Genomic DNA, 20,773 nt, shown 5'->3' on the forward strand with positions numbered 1-20,773 from the left:
GTGTTGTATTACTTAAAAATCATGATTAATCGTTCTGAGGTTTTATTATGGAATTTGCTTAATTTATAATCACCAAAAACATCCAACAAATACACATCAGCTTGCTTAAATAAACCTTCAAAGTCTTTTAAACTAAAGGCTCTAACACGCTCTTGAAACTGGTAGTTTTCGCCTTCAAAAGTAAAACTAATATCTTTAATAATATAACCGTTTTCCACACGTCGTTGTTGCAAAAAGTCGATACCATTTACGCTTTTAATGTCTTCTGGTACTAGGTTTTCAATGACGTATTCGGTATTCATAAAATCAATCACACCAAACCCAGTGTTGTTTAAATTAGCTTTTATGGCTTTAATGGTGGCTAAATTATTGGCTTCATCATCAAAGTACCCAAAACTAGTAAATAAATTAAACACCGCATCAAAGGTTTCACCAAATGGCTTGCACATATTATGCACTTTAAAATGCAAGGTGTCGTTTTCAAATTGCTTAGCGTGTTGGATACTATTTTCAGACAAATCTGCACCAATCACATCGTAACCTATAGAGTTTAAATAGATCGCATGACGACCTTTACCACAAGCCAAATCCAATATTTTTCCCTGTTCTGGAATATTTAAATACTCGGTCAAACTGAACATAAACCGTTCCGCCTCAGCATGATCTCTGTCTTTATAAAGTATGTGGTAAAATGGCGTGTCAAACCAAGACGCGTACCATTGTTTAGTCTGTTTAGTCATAGTCTAATTTTGGGGTTTGCTACTTCGCTTAAGCTACGTAGCACCAGGCTTTACGCTATATCTTTTTTTGCCATATATGGCAGCAAAAAAAGGATGTCGCTGCAATCCTTAACCCAATTATTTGCAAAGGTTATGTTTCCGACAAAAATAGAGTATTTTTGCAAGGTATTAGACGAAAATAATGGAAGAAAATTTCAAAATGGTAGCCAAAACTTTATTTGGTTTTGAAGAATTATTAGCAAAAGAGCTCACACAATTAGGTGCACAAGAGGTTAAAATTGGTGTGCGTAACGTGACTTTTGTTGGTGACAAAGGGTTTATGTACAAAGCTAATTTGGGTTTGCGTACAGCAATAAAAATATTAAAACCTATTAAAACCTTTAGAGTGTCTACCGAAGACGATTTGTATAAGCAAGTCTACCAAATGAAATGGGACAAATACCTCAAGTCCGATGGGTCTTTAGCAGTAGATGCGACCTTACATTCTAACCACTTTACACACTCTAAATACATTGCCTTAAAAACTAAAGATGCTATTGTCGACAAGTTTAGAGACACCACTGGAGAGCGTCCAAATGTAGATTTGCGTTTTCCGGATTTAAAAATTAATGTGCACATCGATCGCTCTGTGTGTACTATATCATTGGATGCTTCAGGAGAATCTTTACACAGACGTGGTTATAAAATTGCTACTAATATTGCACCCATTAACGAGGTGTTAGCAGCAGGATTAATCATGCTATCAGGTTGGGATGGACAGTCCGATTTTATGGATCCAATGTGCGGTAGTGGAACCATGTTAGCAGAAGCAGCAATGATAGCTTGTAACATTCCACCAAACCTTATGCGTAAAGAGTTTGGTTTTGAACGTTGGAACGATTGGGATGTGGATTTATTTGAAAAAATTGAAGAATCCTTATTAAAAAAGACACGCGATTTTCATCATAAAATTTATGGTTTTGATAAGTCGCCAAGTGCAGTAGCTAAAGCTAAAGAGAATATTAAAAATGCGCATTTAGACGAGTTTATCTCAGTTAAACACGAAGACTTTTTTAAAACGCAACGTCAGGACAATGACCATAAATTGCACATGGTGTTTAATCCACCTTATGGCGAGCGTCTAGATATAGAGATGGAAACTTTTTACAAGCAAATAGGAGATACACTTAAGCAGAATTACCCAAATACAGATGCTTGGTTTATTACGTCTAATTTAGAAGCTTTAAAACACGTTGGGTTACGTCCTTCAAGAAAAATTAAATTATTTAATGCTAAATTAGAATCGCGTTTAGTTAAATACGAGATTTACGCTGGAAGCAAAAAAGGAAAGTACATGGACAACTAATGAAACAAGGACTAGCCAAAAATATAATTTCGCTTGTAAAATTAGCAGGTATTGTTGGTATTCCGTTGTTATTATTGGTGTGTATTGGTTTTTTTAAAATCCCTGACACTTTAGATTATATAAAAGAAGTTCTAGGTTTTGGATTTTTTACGGTGTTCTTTTTTTGCATGGTAGTACTGTTTACCAAAACAAAACACAAACAAATTTCAGCATTTACTTCTGTTATATTGCTTTCTGTTTTAGTGTTTATAAAACTCAGTTTTTACCATAATTATCAGGTTAAACTTAGTGCTTCCGCCTTGTTTGTTATTTTTGAAACCGATACAACAGAAAGCGCTGACTTTTTATCTAATTATTTTGATGGATTTGTTATTACATCAGCTTTTTTATTTATAATTATTGTTCCTGTTGTTGCCTTTTATTTACTTAAAAAAGTGGATGTGCCTGGTCATTTTAAGTGGTTTAAAGGGATTGCTATTTTATCTATAATTACTTCATTATTTATTATTCATAAGCGTTTTGAGCCTGAAAATATAATACTAACTAGTGTTAAAAGTTATTCAGATTATAGTAGACTTATCAAAGACTTAAAAACCGATTTAGCCAAAACCTTATCAAATTATGTAACTGTAGAAAAAAAGGATGATACACCAGAAACTCATGTGGTTATTATTGGTGAATCTACGTCTAATTGGCATATGCAATTGTATGGTTATAACAGACCAACAAACCCAAGACTTTCAGAAATTAAGGATGAACTAATGATTTTTGATAGTGTGATTGCTCCGCATGTGCATACCATTGTGTCTTTGGATAAAATATTAACGTTTTCTGATATTAATTCACCTAACAAAAAAAATAATACATCAATAGTTCAATTGGCTAATGCAGCAGGTTTTGATACCTATTGGATATCTAATCAACGTCCAGTTGGTATGCACGAGCGTATTTCGTCTATAATTGCCAACGCTGCAACCGAAAAACATTTTGTATCTACAGATAATTCTGACGACATTATTTATGACGAAGCCCTGTTGCCTGTATTAGATACTGTACTTAAAAAGCCAACTAAAAAGAAAATGATTTTTCTGCATTTAATTGGTACACATGGTCGATTTGCAAATCGTTTTCCAGAACAATTCAACTATTTTAAAGACCATAAAGTTGATGCAAAATTTAAGCATGACAAAGCGTTTACTTTGATTAACGATTATGATAACGCCATACGCTATAACGACTCAATTATAAGAGAAGTGATAGAACGTATAAGACATGAGCAAACTAATAGTTTTGTAGTATATTTTTCAGATCATGGAGACGAGTTATTTGACACTTTAGATATGGTTGGACATAACGAGTATTGGGCAACTCGACCAATGTACGAGGTTCCTTTTATAGCTTGGTTTTCAGAAGACTATAAAGCAAAAAACAACACAGTGTTATTTGAAAACTACACTAGCAGAGCCTATATTTTAGAGGATTTTATTTATTCTTTTTCGGATCTAGCCAACATCAGATTTAAACAAATGGATAGTACTAAAAGTATTTTTAGTTCACAATTTATCAGAAAACCTAGATTGATTAAAAACAGAGAGGATTATGACAAAAGGTAAACAACGGTTACTATATCTTTTTCTCTTTTTAGGAGTGTTATCTATTATTTACAGATACTTACCATTTAATATTGAATATATTGGTTTTGAGGATAAAATTTATGCCCATAGAGTAAATTCTATTGAAAAACTAGAATCTGCATTGCACTATTTTAAAGGTATTGAATTGGATTTGGTATATGATGAAGTTAATAATGTCTTGGATGTTAATCATCCACCAGCGCAATCCATAGGGCTTGATTTTGAAACGTATTTATCAAAAATTAAAAACGATAACCAACCAAAATTATGGTTAGATATAAAAAATTTGGATACGACTAATAACCAAAAGATTCATTTAAAACTAATGACGTTATTACAACCCAAAGATTATAATTTAAGTGATGTGTTAGTAGAATCAGTACATCCTGAAGCATTAACAGTATTTTCAAAAGATTTCAAAATAAGCTATTATTTACCTATAAAACTACATGCTAAATCACCTGACAAACAAGACTCTATTATAAAGTTAATTAAGTCTAAACTTAATAAACTACCCAATTTAGGTTTGTCGTTGCAGTATGATGATTATACATTTATAACCCAACATTTTCCGTTAGCCACTAAAAATATATATGCTGTACCAAGTAGCCTTAAATTTAAACAAATTGAGATTAGAGAGCGACTAAAAGATACAACGGTTGCTATCTTAATTACTAGGTTTAGAGCCTTAAAGGGTAATCGATAGTATTACTCGTCTTCCTCTTCTTCAGTGTTGGAATTAGTTTTTTTAAAAATGGGAATTAGATACGAGATATTATAACCATATCCAACACCAATACGACCAGAATCAAATGTTTTGTAAAAACCAGGTACATATAGATTTTCGTAATTTACAGGTTGATCTTGAGTAATCATTCCTTTTAATTGCGCATTGACACCTATATATACATTGTGTATAACTTCTGCTTTAATCCCTAACATAAGTTCAAACCAAATAGCTGATAACCCGCTAGTTTTTGTACTTTCTGTTGAAGTAAATTGTGGTTGCCAATATTGATTAGTATTGTACACCGTATAATTATTTCTGGTTTGACTAAATGTGCTAGCACCTAATCTAAACCCAGCAAAAATCATATTATCCATGCCATTCCAATTGTCGTACATGTTGTAATCAAAACCTGCTTTAAAATAACTTCCACTAGCAGTCACACTTAAAAACTCGTTAGTTGTAGTTTTTTCTTCGGTACCAATTTCTCCTGCAATAAACCAGTTTCTGGTTAATCTGTAATCTGCATTTAATTCAAATCCAGAATACTCATCATCAAAAGCAGTTCTAATCAATTTACTAGCGTCTGCACCTAAACGTAATCCGTAACGAAGCTTAATGGTGTCGTTAGTAATCTCAGTATCTTGTGCTTGTAAGTTATAACTACAGCACCAAAAAAGACTAATGATAAAAGAAATAGTGCGTAATTGTTTCATCTTCAATTGTTAAATTATCGAATGCAGCTTCTGTAAATATAATCCAGTTTCCGTCTGTTCCTCCATCTACAGAAACAACAACGTTATTAAAAATAGTTTTATATCCACAAGCTCTAGACACATAGACATCTTCACGTTGATAGCTTATGGTTACAATATCTTCATTACCATCATCAGTAAGATTTCCATCACTATCTAAAACCGCATTACTAATTATTTTAAAAGTGGTACTATCTTGATCGGTTCTCAGTGGTAAAATTAACTCGTTAGTATCTACAAGACTGTAACCAGGTAATACGATGTTATTATCTTCACCTATGACATATAAGTCAAAAACATTTTTTGGGCTGTCTTGTGTGGCGTTATCAAAAAACTCAATGATTAAACTAGGTGTCGTTGGTGTGGTTTCTGGACATAAATCGTCACGTTCACAAGTAAAAACACTTGCCAACATCACGAATAATAAAACTAATTTTATGTGTTTCATGTAAAGTGACTATCGTTTTTCTAAAAGTACAATATTTTCAACATGATGGGTTTGCGGAAACATATCTACTGGTTGTACTTTAGTAATTTTGTATTGCTCTTTCATTAACGCTAAATCTCTAGCTTGTGTTGCACTATTGCAACTTACATAAACTACTTTTTCTGGCGCAATGTTTAATATTTGTTTAACAACGTCTTTATGCATGCCATCTCTTGGAGGATCGGTAATAATAACATCTGGTTGACCATGAGTGTTGATAAACTCTTGGTTAAATACGTTTTTCATGTCACCAACAAAAAATTCGCAATTTGTTATGTTATTACGCTCTGCATTTTCTTTAGCAGCACTAATAGCATCAGGAACTGCTTCCACACCAACAACTTTTTTTGCTTTTTTAGAGACAAATTGTGCAATGGTTCCGGTTCCAGTATACAAATCGTAAACCAATTCGTTACCTTTTAAATCGGCGAATTCACGTGTTAGTTTATACAACTCGTAGGCTTGAGCAGAATTAGTTTGATAGAAAGACTTAGCGTTAATTTTAAATTTTAAGCCTTCCATCTCTTCAAAAATATGATCTTGACCTTTATAGCAAATGACGTCTTGATCGTAAATAGTATCATTAGCTTTTTGGTTGATAATGTATTGTAACGAGGTTATTTCTGGAAAGGTTTCTGCAAGATAGTCAAGTAGTAATTCGCGTTGCTCTTTATTCTCTTTAAAAAACTGAATGACTACCATAATATCTCCAGTTGAGGAAGTACGAATCATCATAGTGCGCAATAAACCAGTTTGATGTCTTGTATTAAAAAATTCTAAGTTATGTTTTACAGCAAAATCTTTTACTGCATTTCTAATGGCATTAGATGGATCTTCTTGTAAATGACATTTTTTGATATCTAGAATTTTATCCCACATACCAGGAATATGAAATCCTAACGCATTTTTATCGCCTAAATCTTTATCGGATTGGATTTCTTCTAATGTTAACCAACGTGCATCGCTAAACGAAAATTCCATTTTATTTCTGTAAAAATACTGTTCTGCAGAGCCTAAAATGGGTGTTATTTCAGGTAATTCTAAGTGTCCAATTCTAGATAAGTTATTAACCACCTCTTTTTGTTTGTAATACAATTGGTGCTCGTAACCCATATCTTGCCATTTACAACCACCACAAACACCAAAATGCTGACAAGCAGGTTGTGTACGTTTATCTGACAGTTTATGAAACACAGTTGCTTTACCTTCAAAATATGCTTTACGCTTTTTAAAAGTTTGTACATCTACTACATCACCAGGCACTGCGTTTGGTAAAAATATGACGCGTCCATCAGGTGCTTTAGCAACCGTTTTACCCTTAGCTGCAGCATCTATAACCTCAACATTTGTAAACACTTGTTTTCTTGTATTCTTTCTTGCCATGTGGCAAAAGTAAGGAAAGGATTTACGATTTGCGAGTTCTTAATTATGATTTTTAGTTTTTTTGAAACTATTTTTTTATTTCAACATTAATATTTAGTAATTTGCAAGTTCTTAGGGATGATTTCTTTCCCACGCTGAATTTTCGATTCTCGCCTTCACTAAAGTTTAGCGAGATTAGACTTCGAAAGGATAAAGGTAGATAAGGAATGGCTTTTTTATTCACATTTAAAATTATTTAAAATGGCTGTTTTAGACCAATTAACATCGCAACAAGCGATGGATTTAGAAAACAAGTATGGTGCACATAATTACCATCCACTACCAGTAGTATTGAGTAGAGGAGAAGGTGTGCATGTTTGGGATGTAGAGGGAAAACAATACTACGATTTCCTATCTGCTTACTCTGCAGTAAACCAAGGACATTGTCACCCAAAAATTGTGGGAGCAATGGTTAATCAAGCGCAAACATTAACTTTAACATCTCGAGCATTTTACAACGATATGTTAGGGAAGTTTGAAAAGTATGCGACAGAAACGTTTAATTTTGATAAACTGTTACCAATGAATACTGGTGCAGAAGCTGTAGAAACTGCCTTAAAACTATGTAGAAAATGGGCTTATGAAGTTAAAGGTATCGACGAAAATGAAGCAGAGATCATTGTTTGTGAAAACAACTTTCATGGACGTACAACAACGATAATTTCATTTTCAAACGATCCAGTAGCACGTAAAAACTTTGGTCCTTATACTAAAGGATTTATTAAAATTGAATATGATAACTTAAGCGCATTAGAAGATGCTTTAAATAGTAATAAAAATGTTGCAGGTTTCTTGGTAGAACCTATTCAGGGTGAAGCAGGTGTTTATGTTCCAAGTGATGATTATTTGTCTAAAGCAAAAGCACTTTGTGAGAAGCACAATGTTTTATTTATTGCAGACGAAGTGCAAACTGGAATTGCTAGAACAGGACGTTTATTAGCGACTTGTGGTAATTGTAGCTGTGCTGACAAACATTGTTCTGGTACGCCAGAAGTTAAACCTGATATTTTAATTTTGGGTAAAGCGTTATCTGGTGGTGCTTATCCTGTTAGTGCTGTGTTGGCAAATGATAATATTATGAATGTGATTAAACCAGGAAATCACGGAAGTACCTTTGGAGGTAATCCTGTTGCTGCAGCAATTGGAATAGCTGCTTTAGAAGTAATTAAAGATGAAAATTTAGCACAAAACGCATCGGATTTGGGTGAATTATTTAGAGATGAATTATCTAAATACATAGAACACTCAACTATAGTAAATGCGGTTAGAGGAAAAGGGTTGCTAAACGCTATTTTGATTAACGATACTGAAGATAGTGATACTGCTTGGAACATTTGTTTAGCATTACGCGATAATGGATTATTAGCTAAGCCTACACATGGTAACATCATTCGTTTTGCACCACCTTTAGTAATGACTAAAGATCAATTATTAGATTGTATTTCAATAATTACGAAAACGTTACAACAATTTGAAAAATAAAAGACAATTGTCTTAAAAAATTAAAAGGATGAAACTTAATGTTTCATCCTTTTTTATTAGAATAGTATTAAAGAAGTTAATTTTTAACTACTATTTTTTTGCTTAAAATTTGACCATCTTCAGTTTTTATTTTTGCAATATAAACGCCATCACTAAAAGATGTGGTAGAAACAGTTATTCGTGTATCATTTTTATCAAGCCCTATATTTAGTACTTGTTTGCCTATTACATCGTAAAGTTTAATTGTTTGTATTGTTATAGCATTTGGGTTTTTAATAACTAATTCTTGATTTAAATTGTCTTGTGAAACAGTTACAAATTCTTCTATAAAATCTTGATTACTTAATGTATTAGACTCTTGGAAAGTAATTTCAAAACGATTAGTGTATTGTCCATTAGGTAAGTTAATTTCAAAATGTTGTTGTCTTAAATCAACGTATGTTTCATTATCCAAATCATGAATATAAATAGGCTGATTGCTATCAAAATTTTGAATATCAAAAATTCTGAATCTTACCAATTGCTGTTCGTCTAATTTTAAAACTAAAGGAATGGTTAAATTAATATCAAACGCATTGGCTTGAGTCACTAATGCTTCATTATTTTGTATCCAATTAGCATCAGAAAATAATGGTCCAAACACCTTGCTTTCTAAACCATAATCTTCACCAGAAGAAGCTGTATTGTGAAAATTGTGTAATAACTGACGTGTATACAGATTATTAAAATCTACATTTAATCTAAAGCGTTTAAAATCTGATGGTACAATTACTAACCCATCAGAGTTATATTGTGTTGTGTTGGTTATATTTTCTTGGTTTTGTGAAGATCTAAAAAACTCACTATCCGTACCAGATTCTCTGTAAAATGCTCGATGACTGTCTGATGTCAATACTGTACCAGACGCTGCGCCAGTAACCATAAACCCTTGACCAATTGGAATATATCGTCTAACTTGTTTACCTGAAGTAGAGCTAGAACCAGTAGTGTTTAGAGTTCCATCCGTATTATAGGAGTCAAAAGTAGCAGGTACAAAAGAGGGTACAGTACCTGCAGCATTTATTGTAAAAGCAGCATAACCACCTCTGTAATCGACTAACAAATGAGAACTTATAGATTGGTCTTGTTCCCAAAAATATAAACTAGCAGTATCTAATAACGGAATATTATTAGCATCATGAATAAATAATGCTGAATCCAATGCAGATGGATAAGGGTTACCAATTAATGTGTCTTCACCCAAGACAATAGATGTATTAATGTTGCCCTCATTAGGCTTTCCTCTAAAATCATATTGTTGTCCAGAAGCAGGTGTAGAGCCAACAGTCCCTTTCATGGTAAAGCCATAACCAGCATCTACTGTTCCAGATTCTCCTACATAATCCCATTCGCTGTAAGCAATGCCTGGATCATATTTCCAGATCCAATAGCTTTCAATATTTAGTGGACTACTTGTTCCGTTATATGCTGTTGTACTATATCCTGCTAAATTACTGTTAGTTAAATCTACCACATCATATAGGTTTAGATTGGGTGTAAACGTCCGATTCCCAACAGAATTAGCGGTAACATTTCCAATAGGAGAACACCAATAATTATAAGCATAATTATGTACTGTTCCTTCTTGATATACACTTAAAAGACCTTGTCCTGAATTACCAGTATTTCCAATACCTTGAACAAGCTGAGCTTCATCTCTTAAATAAAAACGAGTGGTGGCTTCAGTTAGATTGACATCATCTTCAACAAAAACAACTTCATCAGTTACAAATACGTAAGCACTATTTCTCACGGTGAGTTGAGCAAAACTAAAGTAGAATGCTAATAAGAAAAACCAAAAGGTAATTTTTGTTTTCATTGTATTAAACAAATTATTTAATCTTGATTAGTTTCAATAAGGGTATTGACTTTATGTTCTAACGACTCTAATTTTGTTTCAAGAGTTTCAATTTTGGAGTTTTGAGTTTCAATTATGGTTTGTTGCTCTTGAATGGCTCTAGTCAAAATAGGTATTAGTCTAGTATAGTCCATAACCAAAAATTCCTGAATATTTGATCTATTTACTTCATTAGGAATAATTTCTTTTGACGCATTTAAGTTCAATTTTTTATTTCTAACAATTTCTGGTAAAATATCTTTTATTTCTTGGGCTATAAAACCATACTCCATTTCTGTATTCAATCCCATATTTGGGTACTTATCTAAGTTAAAGTTATACGTTACAGGATTTAACTGATTAATTATACTTAAACTATTCTGAAGTGTATTAATATTTGTTTTTAGTTTTCTATCAGACGCTGCTCCAAAAAAACCAGTGTAGCCTAAATCATTAATAAATAATCCTCCCCAACCAGTAACACCAGTTCCATTAAGTCTGCCACCAAATACTCCAATACCATCTCTACCATTAGAAAACCCATACACTCCATTTGCTAAAGAAGTTAATGATGCATTTATTGCCAAACCAAAAACACCTGCTGGTATAAAAGCGGTTCCACTATAATTTGTAATACCTTCTATTGAGTTATAGCCATTAGTAGTACTAGAATTGAAACCAGATAATGCTACACCATCTATACCAGAATTGGAGCTATCTGCAAGTGCATTGGCACCAATATTACCGTTGTTGACAATTTGAAATTGAGACGCTGGTGTGTTGGTGTTTACACCAATACTATTGGTACTTGCATCTACAAAAAACATATTAGCTTGTGTGTCGCTTTCAATTCTGAAGTCATTATCTCCTCCAGATTCATTAAAAATAGCGTCTTCATTAACCGTTAATTGTGCAGTAGGATTAGTTAAACCTATACCAACTTGAGATTTTGAGATTTGAGGGATATTTAAAATGATAATTAATATCAACCCTCTTGTAAAAAGATTAAATTTGTACATAGCAATACATTTTAGGTTATTATTAAATTACATATTATTTGATGACTTTTAAATTTAATTGGACAAAATGCTGAAAAATCCTACTAAGTACTATTTTTTAATCCTAATTGGCGCAGTAATAGCTATTTACGCCAATGCTAACGAAGAGCAGAACCTTTTGGTTCTAATTTTGGGTATCATAACATTAATGTTTGGTGTTTTTAAATTACAAGCTACCATACCAAGTAAAAAAGAAAAAGATAGCTTTGTAGAATCTGAACCTTTAGACGAAGAAGAATGACGTTAAAAATTGGAGATACCGTAGATGTTTTGGATGATGTTTTGTCAGGTACAATCATTTCAATAATTGGTAATACTATTACTATTGAAACCGATGAGGGGTTTGAATTAGAGTTTAAGGCATCAGAACTTATAAAAACAAAATCTGCAACTCTAATCGATAAGACTTTTGATTCTGCATCCATTCAACAGGTATTATCCGAGAAAACAGAAAAAAAGCGACACTCGACTACCAAAGTCAAGCCTAAAGAACGTTATCTGCCAACTATGGAAGTAGATTTACACTTGCACCATTTGGTAGATAATGAAAGAGGTATGACTAATTACGATAAATTAACCATTCAATTAGACACTGCACGACAACAGTTAGAATTTGCCATACGCAAGCGTATCCAGAAAATAGTTTTTATTCACGGAGTAGGAGAAGGTGTTTTAAAAATGGAATTAGAAACACTTTTTAGCAGATATGACAATGTCAAATTTTATGAAGCCGATTATAAAAAATATGGATTTGGAGCAACAGAAGTCTATATTATGCAAAACCCAAAAACTAATTAAATAAAAGGAGGTGTTACTGTCCTTTCATCATTTAAAATATCAACACCATCTACTGTGGTTAATGTTCCAAAATCTGTTTCGTCGTATATAATCTCAGGAAACTGGATGTTTTCTAATAATAAATTTACAGTAAATTTTTGCTGGATGGTATGTTCTCTAAACGACGTTGGTGCAAAATCAAAAGTAAAAACAGGATTTAGATAATCGGGACCAAAATCGTTATCTGAAATATCATTAGTTGGATTGTTATCTTGAGAATTACCTTCTTCATTTCTAGTTGGTACGCTATCATTATCATCGTCATCATCTAGATAGTTTGGTATTCCGTCACCATCAGTGTCTTCAGGATTAGTTAATGGATTATCGTCATCATCGTTACCATCAAAATCGGTTAATTCGGTTACGGTTAATACATTATCACCATCATCATCCACATCCAAAAAATTAGGTATTAAGTCTCCATCTGTATCATCATCATACAAATCCCCATTTCCGTTTATGTCTTCCATTTCAGCAGGAACTCCGTCATTATCATCTTCAACTAATTCCATAGTAAATTTTCCTGTTCCGCTAGTAGAGGTAAACTCTTGGGTTATTTGTATTCCGTTTGGTGGTACATCATTACAAAAAAAGTTTGAAGGATCACTAGTATAACTTCTATATTTCAATGCGCCAGCAACAGAAAACTCTGTAGTCTCATTAGCTTGTAATTGTTCGACTAAACTTCCATTAGAGATTGGTTCAGTTAAAATTAGATCAGCCATAGTAAAATTAGCGTTACTTAATTGCAACGATAAAGTTTCATTAGGATCTGTTTTCACTTTATATAAAACTAAATCACCACAAGCCTGAAAGGTGTCGTCAAACGTCAATTCAGTAGTAATAATATCACCATCATCACAAGATGTTAAGCTAAACACAAAGAGAAATAAAACAGAAAGTTTACGCATTATTTTAAAGTTTAAAAGACAAAAATAATAGAATTGTCAAACTTATAACGCTGCTTATGGCAATTAATTTTATTTAAACTATTTTTGTGCCCATTAATAGCAAAACACAATGAAATCTGTTTATTTTGATAGTGCTGCAACCACGCAGTTAAGACCAGAAGTTATAGAAAAAATGACACGAGTGATGCACGACTGTTACGGTAACGCATCATCTACCCATAGTTTTGGTCGTAATGCCAAAGCAATGGTTGAACAAGCTAGAAAAACGGTTGCAAGTTATTTAAATGTCTCCGCATCAGAAATTATTTTTACCTCAGGTGGGACGGAAGCCGATAATTTAGCGCTATTAAGTGCTGTAAGAGACTTGGGTGTCAAAAAAATTATCACTTCTAGAATAGAGCATCATGCAGTATTATATACTGTGCAGCAATTAGAGCGAGAGTACGGAATAGTTGTAAAGTATGTTGATTTAGATGACAATGGTCATGTCGATTATAACCATTTGGAGGAACTACTACAATCTTCTAAAAAAACTTTAGTTAGTTTAATGCATGTTAATAACGAAATTGGAAACGTATTGGACATTAAACGTGTTGGCGAGTTATGTAAAGCAAATGATGCTATGTTCCATAGCGATACTGTACAATCTGTTGGTCATTATAAATTAGACTTACAAGAAATATCAATAGATTTTATGGCAGTAAGTGCACATAAATTTCATGGACCAAAAGGGGTTGGTTTTGCTTTTGTTAGAAAAAATTCCGGATTAAAACCTTTAATTTTTGGAGGAGAGCAGGAACGTGGTTACAGAGCTGGTACAGAAGCAGTACATAATATAGTAGGATTAGAAGAAGCTTTAAAATTAGCTTATGATAATTTAGAAGAAGAAAAGGCATATATCATTGACCTAAAAAAATATTTTATACAACAATTACAAGCTAACTTCCCAGAAGTAACATTTAATGGTAGTTGTGCTAATTTTGAAAAAAGTAGTTATACCGTTTTAAATGTGTGTTTACCCATTGCACCAGAGAAAGCACCAATATTATTGTTTCAATTAGATTTAAAGGGTATAGCATGTTCTAAGGGTAGTGCTTGCCAGAGTGGTAGTGCTAAAGGTAGTCATGTGTTATCTCAGATTTTATGTTATGAGGATATGCAAAAACCATCTTTGCGTTTTTCATTTAGCAAATTCAACACTAAAGATGAAGTTGATTATGTTATCGAGGTGTTAAAAGAATTTGTTTAGGGTTTTTATGTCGTATTTTTATACTTCATAAAAAAACTATTGCTCAACTATTCTACATACTTGCATCCTAAGTCCATCGAATGGGTCACTTTTGTTCATGGAGCAGGAGGAAGCAGCTCTATTTGGTATAAACAGATTAGAGATTTTAAATCTCAATTTAACGTGCTTATATTGGATTTGCGTGGTCACGGAAACAGTAAGCCTAAACTAAAAGACACCTTTAATTCCAAATACACTTTTGATTCGATAACTAATGATATTTTAGAAGTCATTGATTATTTAAAAATTGAAACCTCTCACTTTGTAGGTATTTCGTTAGGTACTATTTTAATACGAAACTTAGCCGAAAAGCATCCCAAACGTGTAAAAAGCATGATACTTGGTGGTGCTATTATGAAATTAGATATGCGCTCTCAAATACTCATGAAGCTTGGTGTTGTTTTTAAAAGTGTTGTGCCTTATATGTATCTATATAAGTTTTTTGCATTTATTATTATGCCAAGAAAAAACCATAAATCGTCTAGATTACTTTTTGTAAACGAAGCTAAAAAACTGTATCAAAAGGAGTTTATAAGATGGTTTAAGTTGACTTCAGAAATTAATCCCTTACTTCGTTTTTTTAGAGCAAAGGACATTAAAATTCCAACCTTATACGTCATGGGAGCAGAAGATCATTTGTTTTTACCATCTATCAAAGCTATAGTTAAATCGCACACGACAGCTATTTTGTATGTTGTAGAACAATGTGGTCATGTGGTTAATGTAGAGCAACCTAAATTATTTAATACCACTACCATACAATTTATAAATACAAAACGATAATTATTGTTTTAAGATTTCTATTTGTTGAAGTATTGACTGTGCTTCAGCTTGTTTTTTATCACTTTCACTTCTGTTAGTAGTTGATAATTTATAAGATTCTTCTAATAGTTTTCTATATTGCTCTTGAAGCTTATCTAGCTGACTTTTCTTTTTAAATATTCCAAACATAATCTTTTTTATTTTCAAAGATAACGCTTGTTATAACTAAGTTTTATAAGGATTTGTTAATTAACTAGACATTAACCAAATTTTGTGTTTATTATAAAAATTTAAGATTCTTTTAAATTAAAAACGCATTGTAGTCCTTACATTAAATACACGAGGTGTTAAGTAATTTGGTATAGCATATTGACGTTTACTATACACGTCTCTAACCCAAGTATTTGTTATAGAGTTTTGTACATTAAACACATTAAAAATCTCGAAACCAAAGGATAAATCTTTAAATGGTTTTTTCCATCCACTATCAAATTGCTTGTCTTTGTCTACTAACACAAACTGAAAACCAATATCTGCACGTTTATAATCCGGAAGCCTACTTTGAAACACATAAGGGTCTGCATAACTTGGTGATCCACCAGGTAACCCTGTATTATACACTAAGTTTAAATACATTTTCATGCTTGGTATGTTTGGTACATAATCCTGAAACAACGCAGCAAATTTTAAACGTTGGTCTGTTGGACGTGCGATGTAACCTCTGTTATTAATATTTTCTTCAGTTTTTAAATACCCAAAACTAAACCAACTTTCTGTTCCAGGAACAAACTCTCCGTTTAACCTTAAATCCAATCCATAAGCAAATGCTTCTGCATTGTTATTGGCACGATATCTAATTCGTACGTTTTCTAGGGTGTAAGGATTTACGTCTGTTAATTTTTTATAATACGCTTCACTAGTTAATTTAAAAGGTCTGTCCCACATTTTAAAACTATAATCGTTACCTAATACTAGATGCACAGATTTTTGTGCTTTTACACTAGGTTGCACGACTCCATTTTGGTCACGCAATTCTCTGTAAAAAGGTGGTTGATAGTATAATCCACCACTAATTCTAAATAGCATGTCTAAATCCCAATTGGGTTTGATGGCAAATTGTGCACGTGGACTAAATACAGATTGTGTCACTTCTTGATTAGTAGCTTCATCGTTAACCGTCCAACTATGGTTTCTTACACCTGCATTATACCAAACATCATGATCACCAATAGTACTTCGTTTACTCCATTGCAGATAGGCTTGTAATCTTGTAATGGTAGTATTATTTCTAGCTCTTACATTTTGGAAGGCTTCTAATGGTCCTTCATATGGTGTGTAAGGTTGATCATTAAACGCATCCGAACTAGGTGGATTTATTGAAAATCCAGCAGAGTCAATAACTTCCCATTCTACTAATCGGTCACGAATATCCTCGTTAGTATATTTTACAGAAAACTTAAATTCGTTTTCATTTTTTGTATATGTTCCTTTGGCTTCAATATTGGTTATTAAGGCATCTAAGTCGTTACGACCATGATTTAATTGGCTACCAATACCTTCTGCAAATTCTACTTCTCCTAAATTTTCATCTCCAATATTACTATTAACTTCTCCTAAAGCATATTGAGCTAAAATATCGAAATACTCTTCTTCAGTAGTGTGATAGGTCGATGTGACTAATGCAACAGATAAATCATCATTAACATCATAATTTGCACTTAAAGCTCCAAATAAGGTCTGGTAACGGTCTTTTTCTTGACCTTGGTATTGAACAACCAAAGCTAGTGGATTGTCTAAAGTTCCAAAGTTGGTTTGACGCGTTAGTGGTATATAATTGTATTTATTTAGAGACGCATTTCCTAAAAAGCTTATCTCTAACTTATCTGTAAACTGATAGGTTAAATAACTTTGTGCATCTACAAAAGTAGGGTTGAAGTTAGTTTCTGTTTCTTTAGCATTAACTAATAAACTATTATCTCTGTAACGTAAGCCAACAATACCAGTAAATTTAGAATCTTGGCTTGCAGTTTCTATCGCTACACTTGCGCCTAACAGACTAGCATCTACAGCAACTCCATTTTCAAAAGGTTTACGATAAGTAATATCTAAAACAGAAGATAATTTATCACCATATTTAGCTTGAAATCCTCCAGCAGAAAAATCGACATTTTGTACTAAATCTGAATTAACAAAGCTTAAGCCTTCTTGTTGTCCAGATCGGATTAGAAAAGGTCTGTAGACTTCAATACCATTGACATAAATTAAATTTTCGTCATAATTTCCTCCCCTTACAGAATATTGTGTACTTAGTTCATTATTACTACTAACACCAGGCAATGTTTTTAATAAATTTTCAACACCAGCTTGCGCTCCAGGAATTTTAATTAATGTAGCAGGATCAATATTAACAATCCCTTCTACATCTTTTCTTTTTTTACCGTTAATAATGATGGTTTCAATTTGTTCCACATTTTCTTTCATTATTGGATTAAACGTTAAGCTTTCACCATTTTTCAAGTTGAACGTTGCAATAATATTTTTATGCGAAACATGAGAAAACACGACTTTTATATCTGTGTTTGCTGGTATTTTTAATTCGTAGTAACCGTTTTGGTTGGTTTGTGTTCCAAGGTCATCACTTTTAATATTGACAGCGTCTAAAGGTTGGTTAAATTCATTTAATATAACTCCTTTTAAAGTTCCTGTTTGGGCTAAACAAAATAAAGGGAATAAAAAAGCGAGTAGTTTAAAGGTATAGTTAGATTGTTTCAAAGTGATAATTTATTTTCTAAAAAAGCTTGCTTCAAATGTACTGCTATTTCCTACATTATCTGTCACAATGACTTTTAAATTATTCTTAGTATCAGTAACGACTTTATCATTAAAATCGTATGTTAAGGTCATTGTTTTATAATCGTATTCCATTAATATCCACTGGTCATTTATTGTGGCTCTATAATTAGAAATACCAGACTCTTTATCTTCTATTTTAATTTTTAAAAAGCGGTATTTACTTAACCATTGTCCATCTTTAAAACTAACAGGTGTAATCGTTGGTTTTGCGGTATCTCTTGCTAGACAATACGTTCCAAGATTTTTAGTTCTTGTGTATAATGTGTTTTTTTCGTGTTTAGTGGAAGAGTAACTTAAAAAATTATTCCAACCGACTAAACGAGCAATGTATAGTTGTTTTAAATCTTCAGTTGAATAGCTGCTTACATCATAAGATATTTTAAAGTACTTTTTGACCGCTTTATTATTTTCGTCTAATTTTAAGGTATCACCATTAACTTTAAAATCTATAAAAAAATCGTCATAAAACGTTTGCTTAGGAAACTCTACTTTTATATTTTGATCCTCTAGCACATTTACTTCACTAGTTTTGACGTAATATGGTGATGTAAATGTTTCGGCAATATCATTGGGTTGTTTGTCAACACCTTTGATATTAATGTCAATATTGGTCTGATTGCCTTCAAAATCTGTTATTTTAACTTTATAGACATTAGATAAAGTGTCATAAATAATTAAATAGCCATCATCAATGATATTATCATAAATACTTAATGGATTATTACTATCTAAAAATAGTTTTTGCAAACGTTCTTTTTCGTCTTTAAAATGTTTATAATCAATTAATCGGTTGAGATGCTTAGTTTCGTTAAACGAAAACTTTCTAAAATCTATAGTAAAGTTTTGCATCCCATTGTAAAAGGTTTCAATTTTAAAAACGCCATTTTTATTGGCAGCCAAATCTTGTCTATCTATTGTATTAATTGCAAATCCTATTTTACCGTAAGCTGTTAAATCTTCAGTTTTATAATTCCCATTTTTAAGAGGAATGAGACGTAGTTTTTGCTTAAGATTAGATCCATTGACGTGCGATAAATCATTAATTGGATACGCGTAAACGCTACTAACTAAAGGTTTTTTAGAGTCCTTAACTTTTAAACCAAATAACAAGGGATTAATGGGTCTTTCTTGATTGTCTCTGATTTCAAAATGGAGGTGAGGACCACCAGAACCACCAGTATTTCCAGAATAAGCAATGACTTCGCCTTTTGTAACAATTAGATCATTTAAATCAGGAAATAATTCAATTTCAAAACTTTCTTTTTCATATTGATGCTTTTTAACATAGGCTTCAATCTTATCAGAAAATTTTTGTAGATGACCATGAACAGTTACATAACCATTTGGATGCGTTATATAAACCGCTTTTCCGTAACCGTAATGTGACACCTTGATTCTACTAACATAACCACTAGCAGTCGCATAGACATTTAATCCTACGCGTTGTTTTGTTTTAATATCTAATCCAGAGTGGAAGTGATTACTTCTAAGCTCAGCAAAAGTACCAGATAATACTAGCTCTATATCTAAAGGAGATCTAAAATAATCTTGAGGATAAATGTCTTGGGCTTGACTAAAAAAAGTAAATAAAAAGAAAAAAATAAGTGTATATCGCATAAATCAATGGTTACTGCTAAAATAGAAATAAGCTTTTAAATACCAAAGTAAAATCAAAGACTAAGCCATACTGTTGAAAATGAGATATATTAAAATGTATTTAAAATTTTATGAAAAATTAATTGTAAAGTATTATGGTTTGATTAACTTTGTAAGATAAGTATTAGTATTAGTTCATGAGTAAGATTGAAACCATTGTTGATGCTCTAGAAAATAAAATTAGTAAAGTCTTACATAGACAACAAGTTTTAAAACTAGAAAACGCAAAGCTTAAAGAAGCTCTAGAACAATCTCAATCTAAAATCGTTGCAAAGGATTTAGAATTAGAGACTTGGCACGAAAAGTATAACACTTTAAAAATGGCTAATACCATACTAGGCAGTGACAACGATAAACGAGAAACAAAGCTCAAAATAAATACATTAATTAGAGACATAGACCATTGCATAAGTCAGTTGTCAAGTTAATGTTACATAGTTTTTATGGCAGACACGCTTAAAATAAAATTATCTATAGCAAATAGAGTCTACCCATTAACTATTGCACCTAGTCAAGAAGAAGGATTGCGTTTAGCAGCTAAGAAGATTGAGGCTATGATTACACAATTTGAGCAAAGCTATTCTGTTAGAGATAAGCAAGATGTATTAGCTATGTGTGCTTTACAATTTGCAAGTCAAGTAGAGCAGAAAGCGATAGATAATAACCAAGTGACAGAGCATGTTCAGGATAAGCTAGAAGCTTTGAATGATATGTTACAATCACATCTTAGTTTATAATACGTTCTTATAACATAACAATATTAGGTTACTGCCTACATTAATTATTTTTTTGATAAACTCAACGTTAATTCTTTAAAAAGGGTGAGTTTTAAGCTGTAAAAGCGTGCTGCTAATAGTAATTTATTGCTATTTAGGCAGATTATTGATCAGCTTGTTAGCCCTAAACTTGTTTTTAAGGAGTTTATACAAAACCAAAATTA

Annotated in this window: 20 protein-coding genes and 1 other RNA gene; 11 read left to right on the plus strand and 10 right to left on the minus strand. The window is 32.3% G+C overall.

Annotated elements, in window-relative coordinates; all coding sequences use genetic code 11:
• Positions 1-8: 8 nt before the first annotated feature.
• Positions 9-740, minus strand: coding sequence for a class I SAM-dependent methyltransferase (locus Ollyesu_RS11080; protein WP_279301287.1), 732 nt, complete (start codon positions 738-740; stop codon positions 9-11).
• A gap of 181 nt (positions 741-921) precedes the next feature.
• On the opposite strand from Ollyesu_RS11080, the gene Ollyesu_RS11085 reads away from it, so the two are divergent.
• From Ollyesu_RS11085 to Ollyesu_RS11095, 3 genes are read left to right on the plus strand one after another with little or no spacing between them, the layout of a single operon-like run.
• Positions 922-2,085 (plus strand): THUMP domain-containing protein, encoded by a 1,164-nt coding sequence (locus tag Ollyesu_RS11085; RefSeq protein WP_279301288.1) that lies wholly within the window; start codon positions 922-924, stop codon positions 2,083-2,085.
• Complete coding sequence (locus tag Ollyesu_RS11090) at positions 2,085-3,698, plus strand: sulfatase-like hydrolase/transferase (protein ID WP_279301289.1); 1,614 nt, start codon at positions 2,085-2,087, stop codon at positions 3,696-3,698. Before Ollyesu_RS11085 ends, Ollyesu_RS11090 begins: the two co-directional genes overlap by 1 nt.
• Positions 3,685-4,425: a hypothetical protein gene (locus tag Ollyesu_RS11095; RefSeq protein WP_279301290.1), complete on the plus strand. Its 741-nt coding sequence runs from the start codon at positions 3,685-3,687 to the stop codon at positions 4,423-4,425. Before Ollyesu_RS11090 ends, Ollyesu_RS11095 begins: the two co-directional genes overlap by 14 nt.
• A gap of 2 nt (positions 4,426-4,427) precedes the next feature.
• On the opposite strand, the gene Ollyesu_RS11100 is transcribed toward Ollyesu_RS11095, so the two are convergent.
• From Ollyesu_RS11100 to rlmD, 3 genes are read right to left on the minus strand one after another with little or no spacing between them, the layout of a single operon-like run.
• The gene (locus Ollyesu_RS11100; RefSeq protein WP_279301291.1) at positions 4,428-5,162 is read right to left on the minus strand and encodes a DUF6048 family protein; all 735 of its coding nucleotides are present in this window, start codon (positions 5,160-5,162) and stop codon (positions 4,428-4,430) included.
• The gene (locus Ollyesu_RS11105; protein ID WP_279301292.1) at positions 5,128-5,649 is read right to left on the minus strand and encodes a DUF6452 family protein; all 522 of its coding nucleotides are present in this window, start codon (positions 5,647-5,649) and stop codon (positions 5,128-5,130) included. Before Ollyesu_RS11105 ends, Ollyesu_RS11100 begins: the two co-directional genes overlap by 35 nt.
• Before the next feature lie 9 nt (positions 5,650-5,658).
• A complete protein-coding gene (gene rlmD, locus Ollyesu_RS11110) occupies positions 5,659-7,071 on the minus strand; it encodes a 23S rRNA (uracil(1939)-C(5))-methyltransferase RlmD (RefSeq protein ID WP_279301293.1) in 1,413 nt (470 codons plus the stop codon).
• Positions 7,072-7,311: 240 nt separating this feature from the next.
• On the opposite strand from rlmD, the gene rocD reads away from it, so the two are divergent.
• Entirely contained in the window at positions 7,312-8,592 is a 1,281-nt protein-coding gene (gene rocD, locus Ollyesu_RS11115) for an ornithine--oxo-acid transaminase (protein ID WP_279301294.1), read from the plus strand.
• A 76-nt stretch (positions 8,593-8,668) separates the two neighbouring features.
• On the opposite strand, the gene Ollyesu_RS11120 is transcribed toward rocD, so the two are convergent.
• Both Ollyesu_RS11120 and Ollyesu_RS11125 read right to left on the minus strand, forming a co-directional pair.
• The gene (locus Ollyesu_RS11120) at positions 8,669-10,450 is read right to left on the minus strand and encodes a T9SS type A sorting domain-containing protein (RefSeq protein ID WP_279301295.1); all 1,782 of its coding nucleotides are present in this window, start codon (positions 10,448-10,450) and stop codon (positions 8,669-8,671) included.
• 17 nt (positions 10,451-10,467) lie between these two features.
• The gene (locus Ollyesu_RS11125) at positions 10,468-11,487 is read right to left on the minus strand and encodes a tail fiber domain-containing protein (protein WP_279301296.1); all 1,020 of its coding nucleotides are present in this window, start codon (positions 11,485-11,487) and stop codon (positions 10,468-10,470) included.
• A gap of 67 nt (positions 11,488-11,554) precedes the next feature.
• Here Ollyesu_RS11125 and Ollyesu_RS11130 point away from each other — a divergent pair, with 67 nt between their 5' ends.
• Both Ollyesu_RS11130 and Ollyesu_RS11135 read left to right on the plus strand, forming a co-directional pair.
• Positions 11,555-11,767: a hypothetical protein gene (locus Ollyesu_RS11130; RefSeq protein WP_279301297.1), complete on the plus strand. Its 213-nt coding sequence runs from the start codon at positions 11,555-11,557 to the stop codon at positions 11,765-11,767.
• Positions 11,764-12,324 (plus strand): Smr/MutS family protein, encoded by a 561-nt coding sequence (locus tag Ollyesu_RS11135; protein ID WP_279301298.1) that lies wholly within the window; start codon positions 11,764-11,766, stop codon positions 12,322-12,324. Before Ollyesu_RS11130 ends, Ollyesu_RS11135 begins: the two co-directional genes overlap by 4 nt.
• On the opposite strand, the gene Ollyesu_RS11140 is transcribed toward Ollyesu_RS11135, so the two are convergent.
• On the minus strand, positions 12,321-13,274 hold the full coding sequence (locus Ollyesu_RS11140) for a hypothetical protein (RefSeq protein WP_279301299.1): 954 nt from the start codon (positions 13,272-13,274) through the stop codon (positions 12,321-12,323). The genes Ollyesu_RS11135 and Ollyesu_RS11140 overlap by 4 nt on opposite strands.
• Before the next feature lie 109 nt (positions 13,275-13,383).
• Here Ollyesu_RS11140 and Ollyesu_RS11145 point away from each other — a divergent pair, with 109 nt between their 5' ends.
• Positions 13,384-14,523, plus strand: coding sequence for a cysteine desulfurase family protein (locus tag Ollyesu_RS11145; RefSeq protein WP_279301300.1), 1,140 nt, complete (start codon positions 13,384-13,386; stop codon positions 14,521-14,523).
• Between the two features lie 39 nt (positions 14,524-14,562).
• On the plus strand, positions 14,563-15,345 hold the full coding sequence (locus Ollyesu_RS11150; RefSeq protein ID WP_279301301.1) for an alpha/beta hydrolase: 783 nt from the start codon (positions 14,563-14,565) through the stop codon (positions 15,343-15,345).
• On the opposite strand, the gene Ollyesu_RS11155 is transcribed toward Ollyesu_RS11150, so the two are convergent.
• The 3 genes from Ollyesu_RS11155 to Ollyesu_RS11165 all read right to left on the minus strand — a co-directional run bounded on the left by Ollyesu_RS11155 (position 15,346) and on the right by Ollyesu_RS11165 (position 19,794).
• Entirely contained in the window at positions 15,346-15,513 is a 168-nt protein-coding gene (locus Ollyesu_RS11155) for a Lacal_2735 family protein (protein ID WP_279301302.1), read from the minus strand.
• A gap of 117 nt (positions 15,514-15,630) precedes the next feature.
• A complete protein-coding gene (locus tag Ollyesu_RS11160; protein WP_279301303.1) occupies positions 15,631-18,096 on the minus strand; it encodes a carboxypeptidase-like regulatory domain-containing protein in 2,466 nt (821 codons plus the stop codon).
• 9 nt (positions 18,097-18,105) lie between these two features.
• Positions 18,106-19,794 carry a M23 family metallopeptidase gene (locus Ollyesu_RS11165; RefSeq protein WP_279301304.1) on the minus strand — a complete coding sequence of 563 codons (1,689 nt, stop codon included), beginning with the start codon at positions 19,792-19,794 and terminating at the stop codon, positions 18,106-18,108.
• 176 nt (positions 19,795-19,970) lie between these two features.
• On the opposite strand from Ollyesu_RS11165, the gene Ollyesu_RS11170 reads away from it, so the two are divergent.
• The 3 genes from Ollyesu_RS11170 to ssrS all read left to right on the plus strand — a co-directional run bounded on the left by Ollyesu_RS11170 (position 19,971) and on the right by ssrS (position 20,756).
• A complete protein-coding gene (locus Ollyesu_RS11170; RefSeq protein ID WP_279301305.1) occupies positions 19,971-20,261 on the plus strand; it encodes a hypothetical protein in 291 nt (96 codons plus the stop codon).
• Between the two features lie 15 nt (positions 20,262-20,276).
• Positions 20,277-20,570, plus strand: a complete 294-nt coding sequence (locus Ollyesu_RS11175; RefSeq protein WP_279301306.1) for a cell division protein ZapA — start codon at positions 20,277-20,279, stop codon at positions 20,568-20,570.
• Between the two features lie 59 nt (positions 20,571-20,629).
• Positions 20,630-20,756: non-coding RNA, 6S RNA (gene ssrS / locus Ollyesu_RS11180), on the plus strand.
• Positions 20,757-20,773: the final 17 nt, after the last annotated feature.

It is taken from the genome of Olleya sp. YS (assembly GCF_029760915.1).
GTDB lineage: Bacteria > Bacteroidota > Bacteroidia > Flavobacteriales > Flavobacteriaceae > Olleya.

Excerpts from the sequence above, each read along its gene's own strand:
- Ollyesu_RS11080 (WP_279301287.1), bottom strand. The coding sequence starts at position 740 with ATGACTAAACAGACTAAACAATGGTACGCGTCTTGGTTTGACACGCCA.
- Ollyesu_RS11085 (WP_279301288.1), top strand. The coding sequence starts at position 922 with ATGGAAGAAAATTTCAAAATGGTAGCCAAAACTTTATTTGGTTTTGAA.
- Ollyesu_RS11090 (WP_279301289.1), top strand. The coding sequence starts at position 2,085 with ATGAAACAAGGACTAGCCAAAAATATAATTTCGCTTGTAAAATTAGCA.
- Ollyesu_RS11095 (WP_279301290.1), top strand. The coding sequence starts at position 3,685 with ATGACAAAAGGTAAACAACGGTTACTATATCTTTTTCTCTTTTTAGGA.
- Ollyesu_RS11100 (WP_279301291.1), bottom strand. The coding sequence starts at position 5,162 with ATGAAACAATTACGCACTATTTCTTTTATCATTAGTCTTTTTTGGTGC.
- Ollyesu_RS11105 (WP_279301292.1), bottom strand. The coding sequence starts at position 5,649 with ATGAAACACATAAAATTAGTTTTATTATTCGTGATGTTGGCAAGTGTT.
- rlmD (WP_279301293.1), bottom strand. The coding sequence starts at position 7,071 with ATGGCAAGAAAGAATACAAGAAAACAAGTGTTTACAAATGTTGAGGTT.
- rocD (WP_279301294.1), top strand. The coding sequence starts at position 7,312 with ATGGCTGTTTTAGACCAATTAACATCGCAACAAGCGATGGATTTAGAA.
- Ollyesu_RS11120 (WP_279301295.1), bottom strand. The coding sequence starts at position 10,450 with ATGAAAACAAAAATTACCTTTTGGTTTTTCTTATTAGCATTCTACTTT.
- Ollyesu_RS11125 (WP_279301296.1), bottom strand. The coding sequence starts at position 11,487 with ATGTACAAATTTAATCTTTTTACAAGAGGGTTGATATTAATTATCATT.
- Ollyesu_RS11130 (WP_279301297.1), top strand. The coding sequence starts at position 11,555 with ATGCTGAAAAATCCTACTAAGTACTATTTTTTAATCCTAATTGGCGCA.
- Ollyesu_RS11135 (WP_279301298.1), top strand. The coding sequence starts at position 11,764 with ATGACGTTAAAAATTGGAGATACCGTAGATGTTTTGGATGATGTTTTG.
- Ollyesu_RS11140 (WP_279301299.1), bottom strand. The coding sequence starts at position 13,274 with ATGCGTAAACTTTCTGTTTTATTTCTCTTTGTGTTTAGCTTAACATCT.
- Ollyesu_RS11145 (WP_279301300.1), top strand. The coding sequence starts at position 13,384 with ATGAAATCTGTTTATTTTGATAGTGCTGCAACCACGCAGTTAAGACCA.
- Ollyesu_RS11155 (WP_279301302.1), bottom strand. The coding sequence starts at position 15,513 with ATGTTTGGAATATTTAAAAAGAAAAGTCAGCTAGATAAGCTTCAAGAG.
- Ollyesu_RS11165 (WP_279301304.1), bottom strand. The coding sequence starts at position 19,794 with ATGCGATATACACTTATTTTTTTCTTTTTATTTACTTTTTTTAGTCAA.
- Ollyesu_RS11170 (WP_279301305.1), top strand. The coding sequence starts at position 19,971 with ATGAGTAAGATTGAAACCATTGTTGATGCTCTAGAAAATAAAATTAGT.
- Ollyesu_RS11175 (WP_279301306.1), top strand. The coding sequence starts at position 20,277 with ATGGCAGACACGCTTAAAATAAAATTATCTATAGCAAATAGAGTCTAC.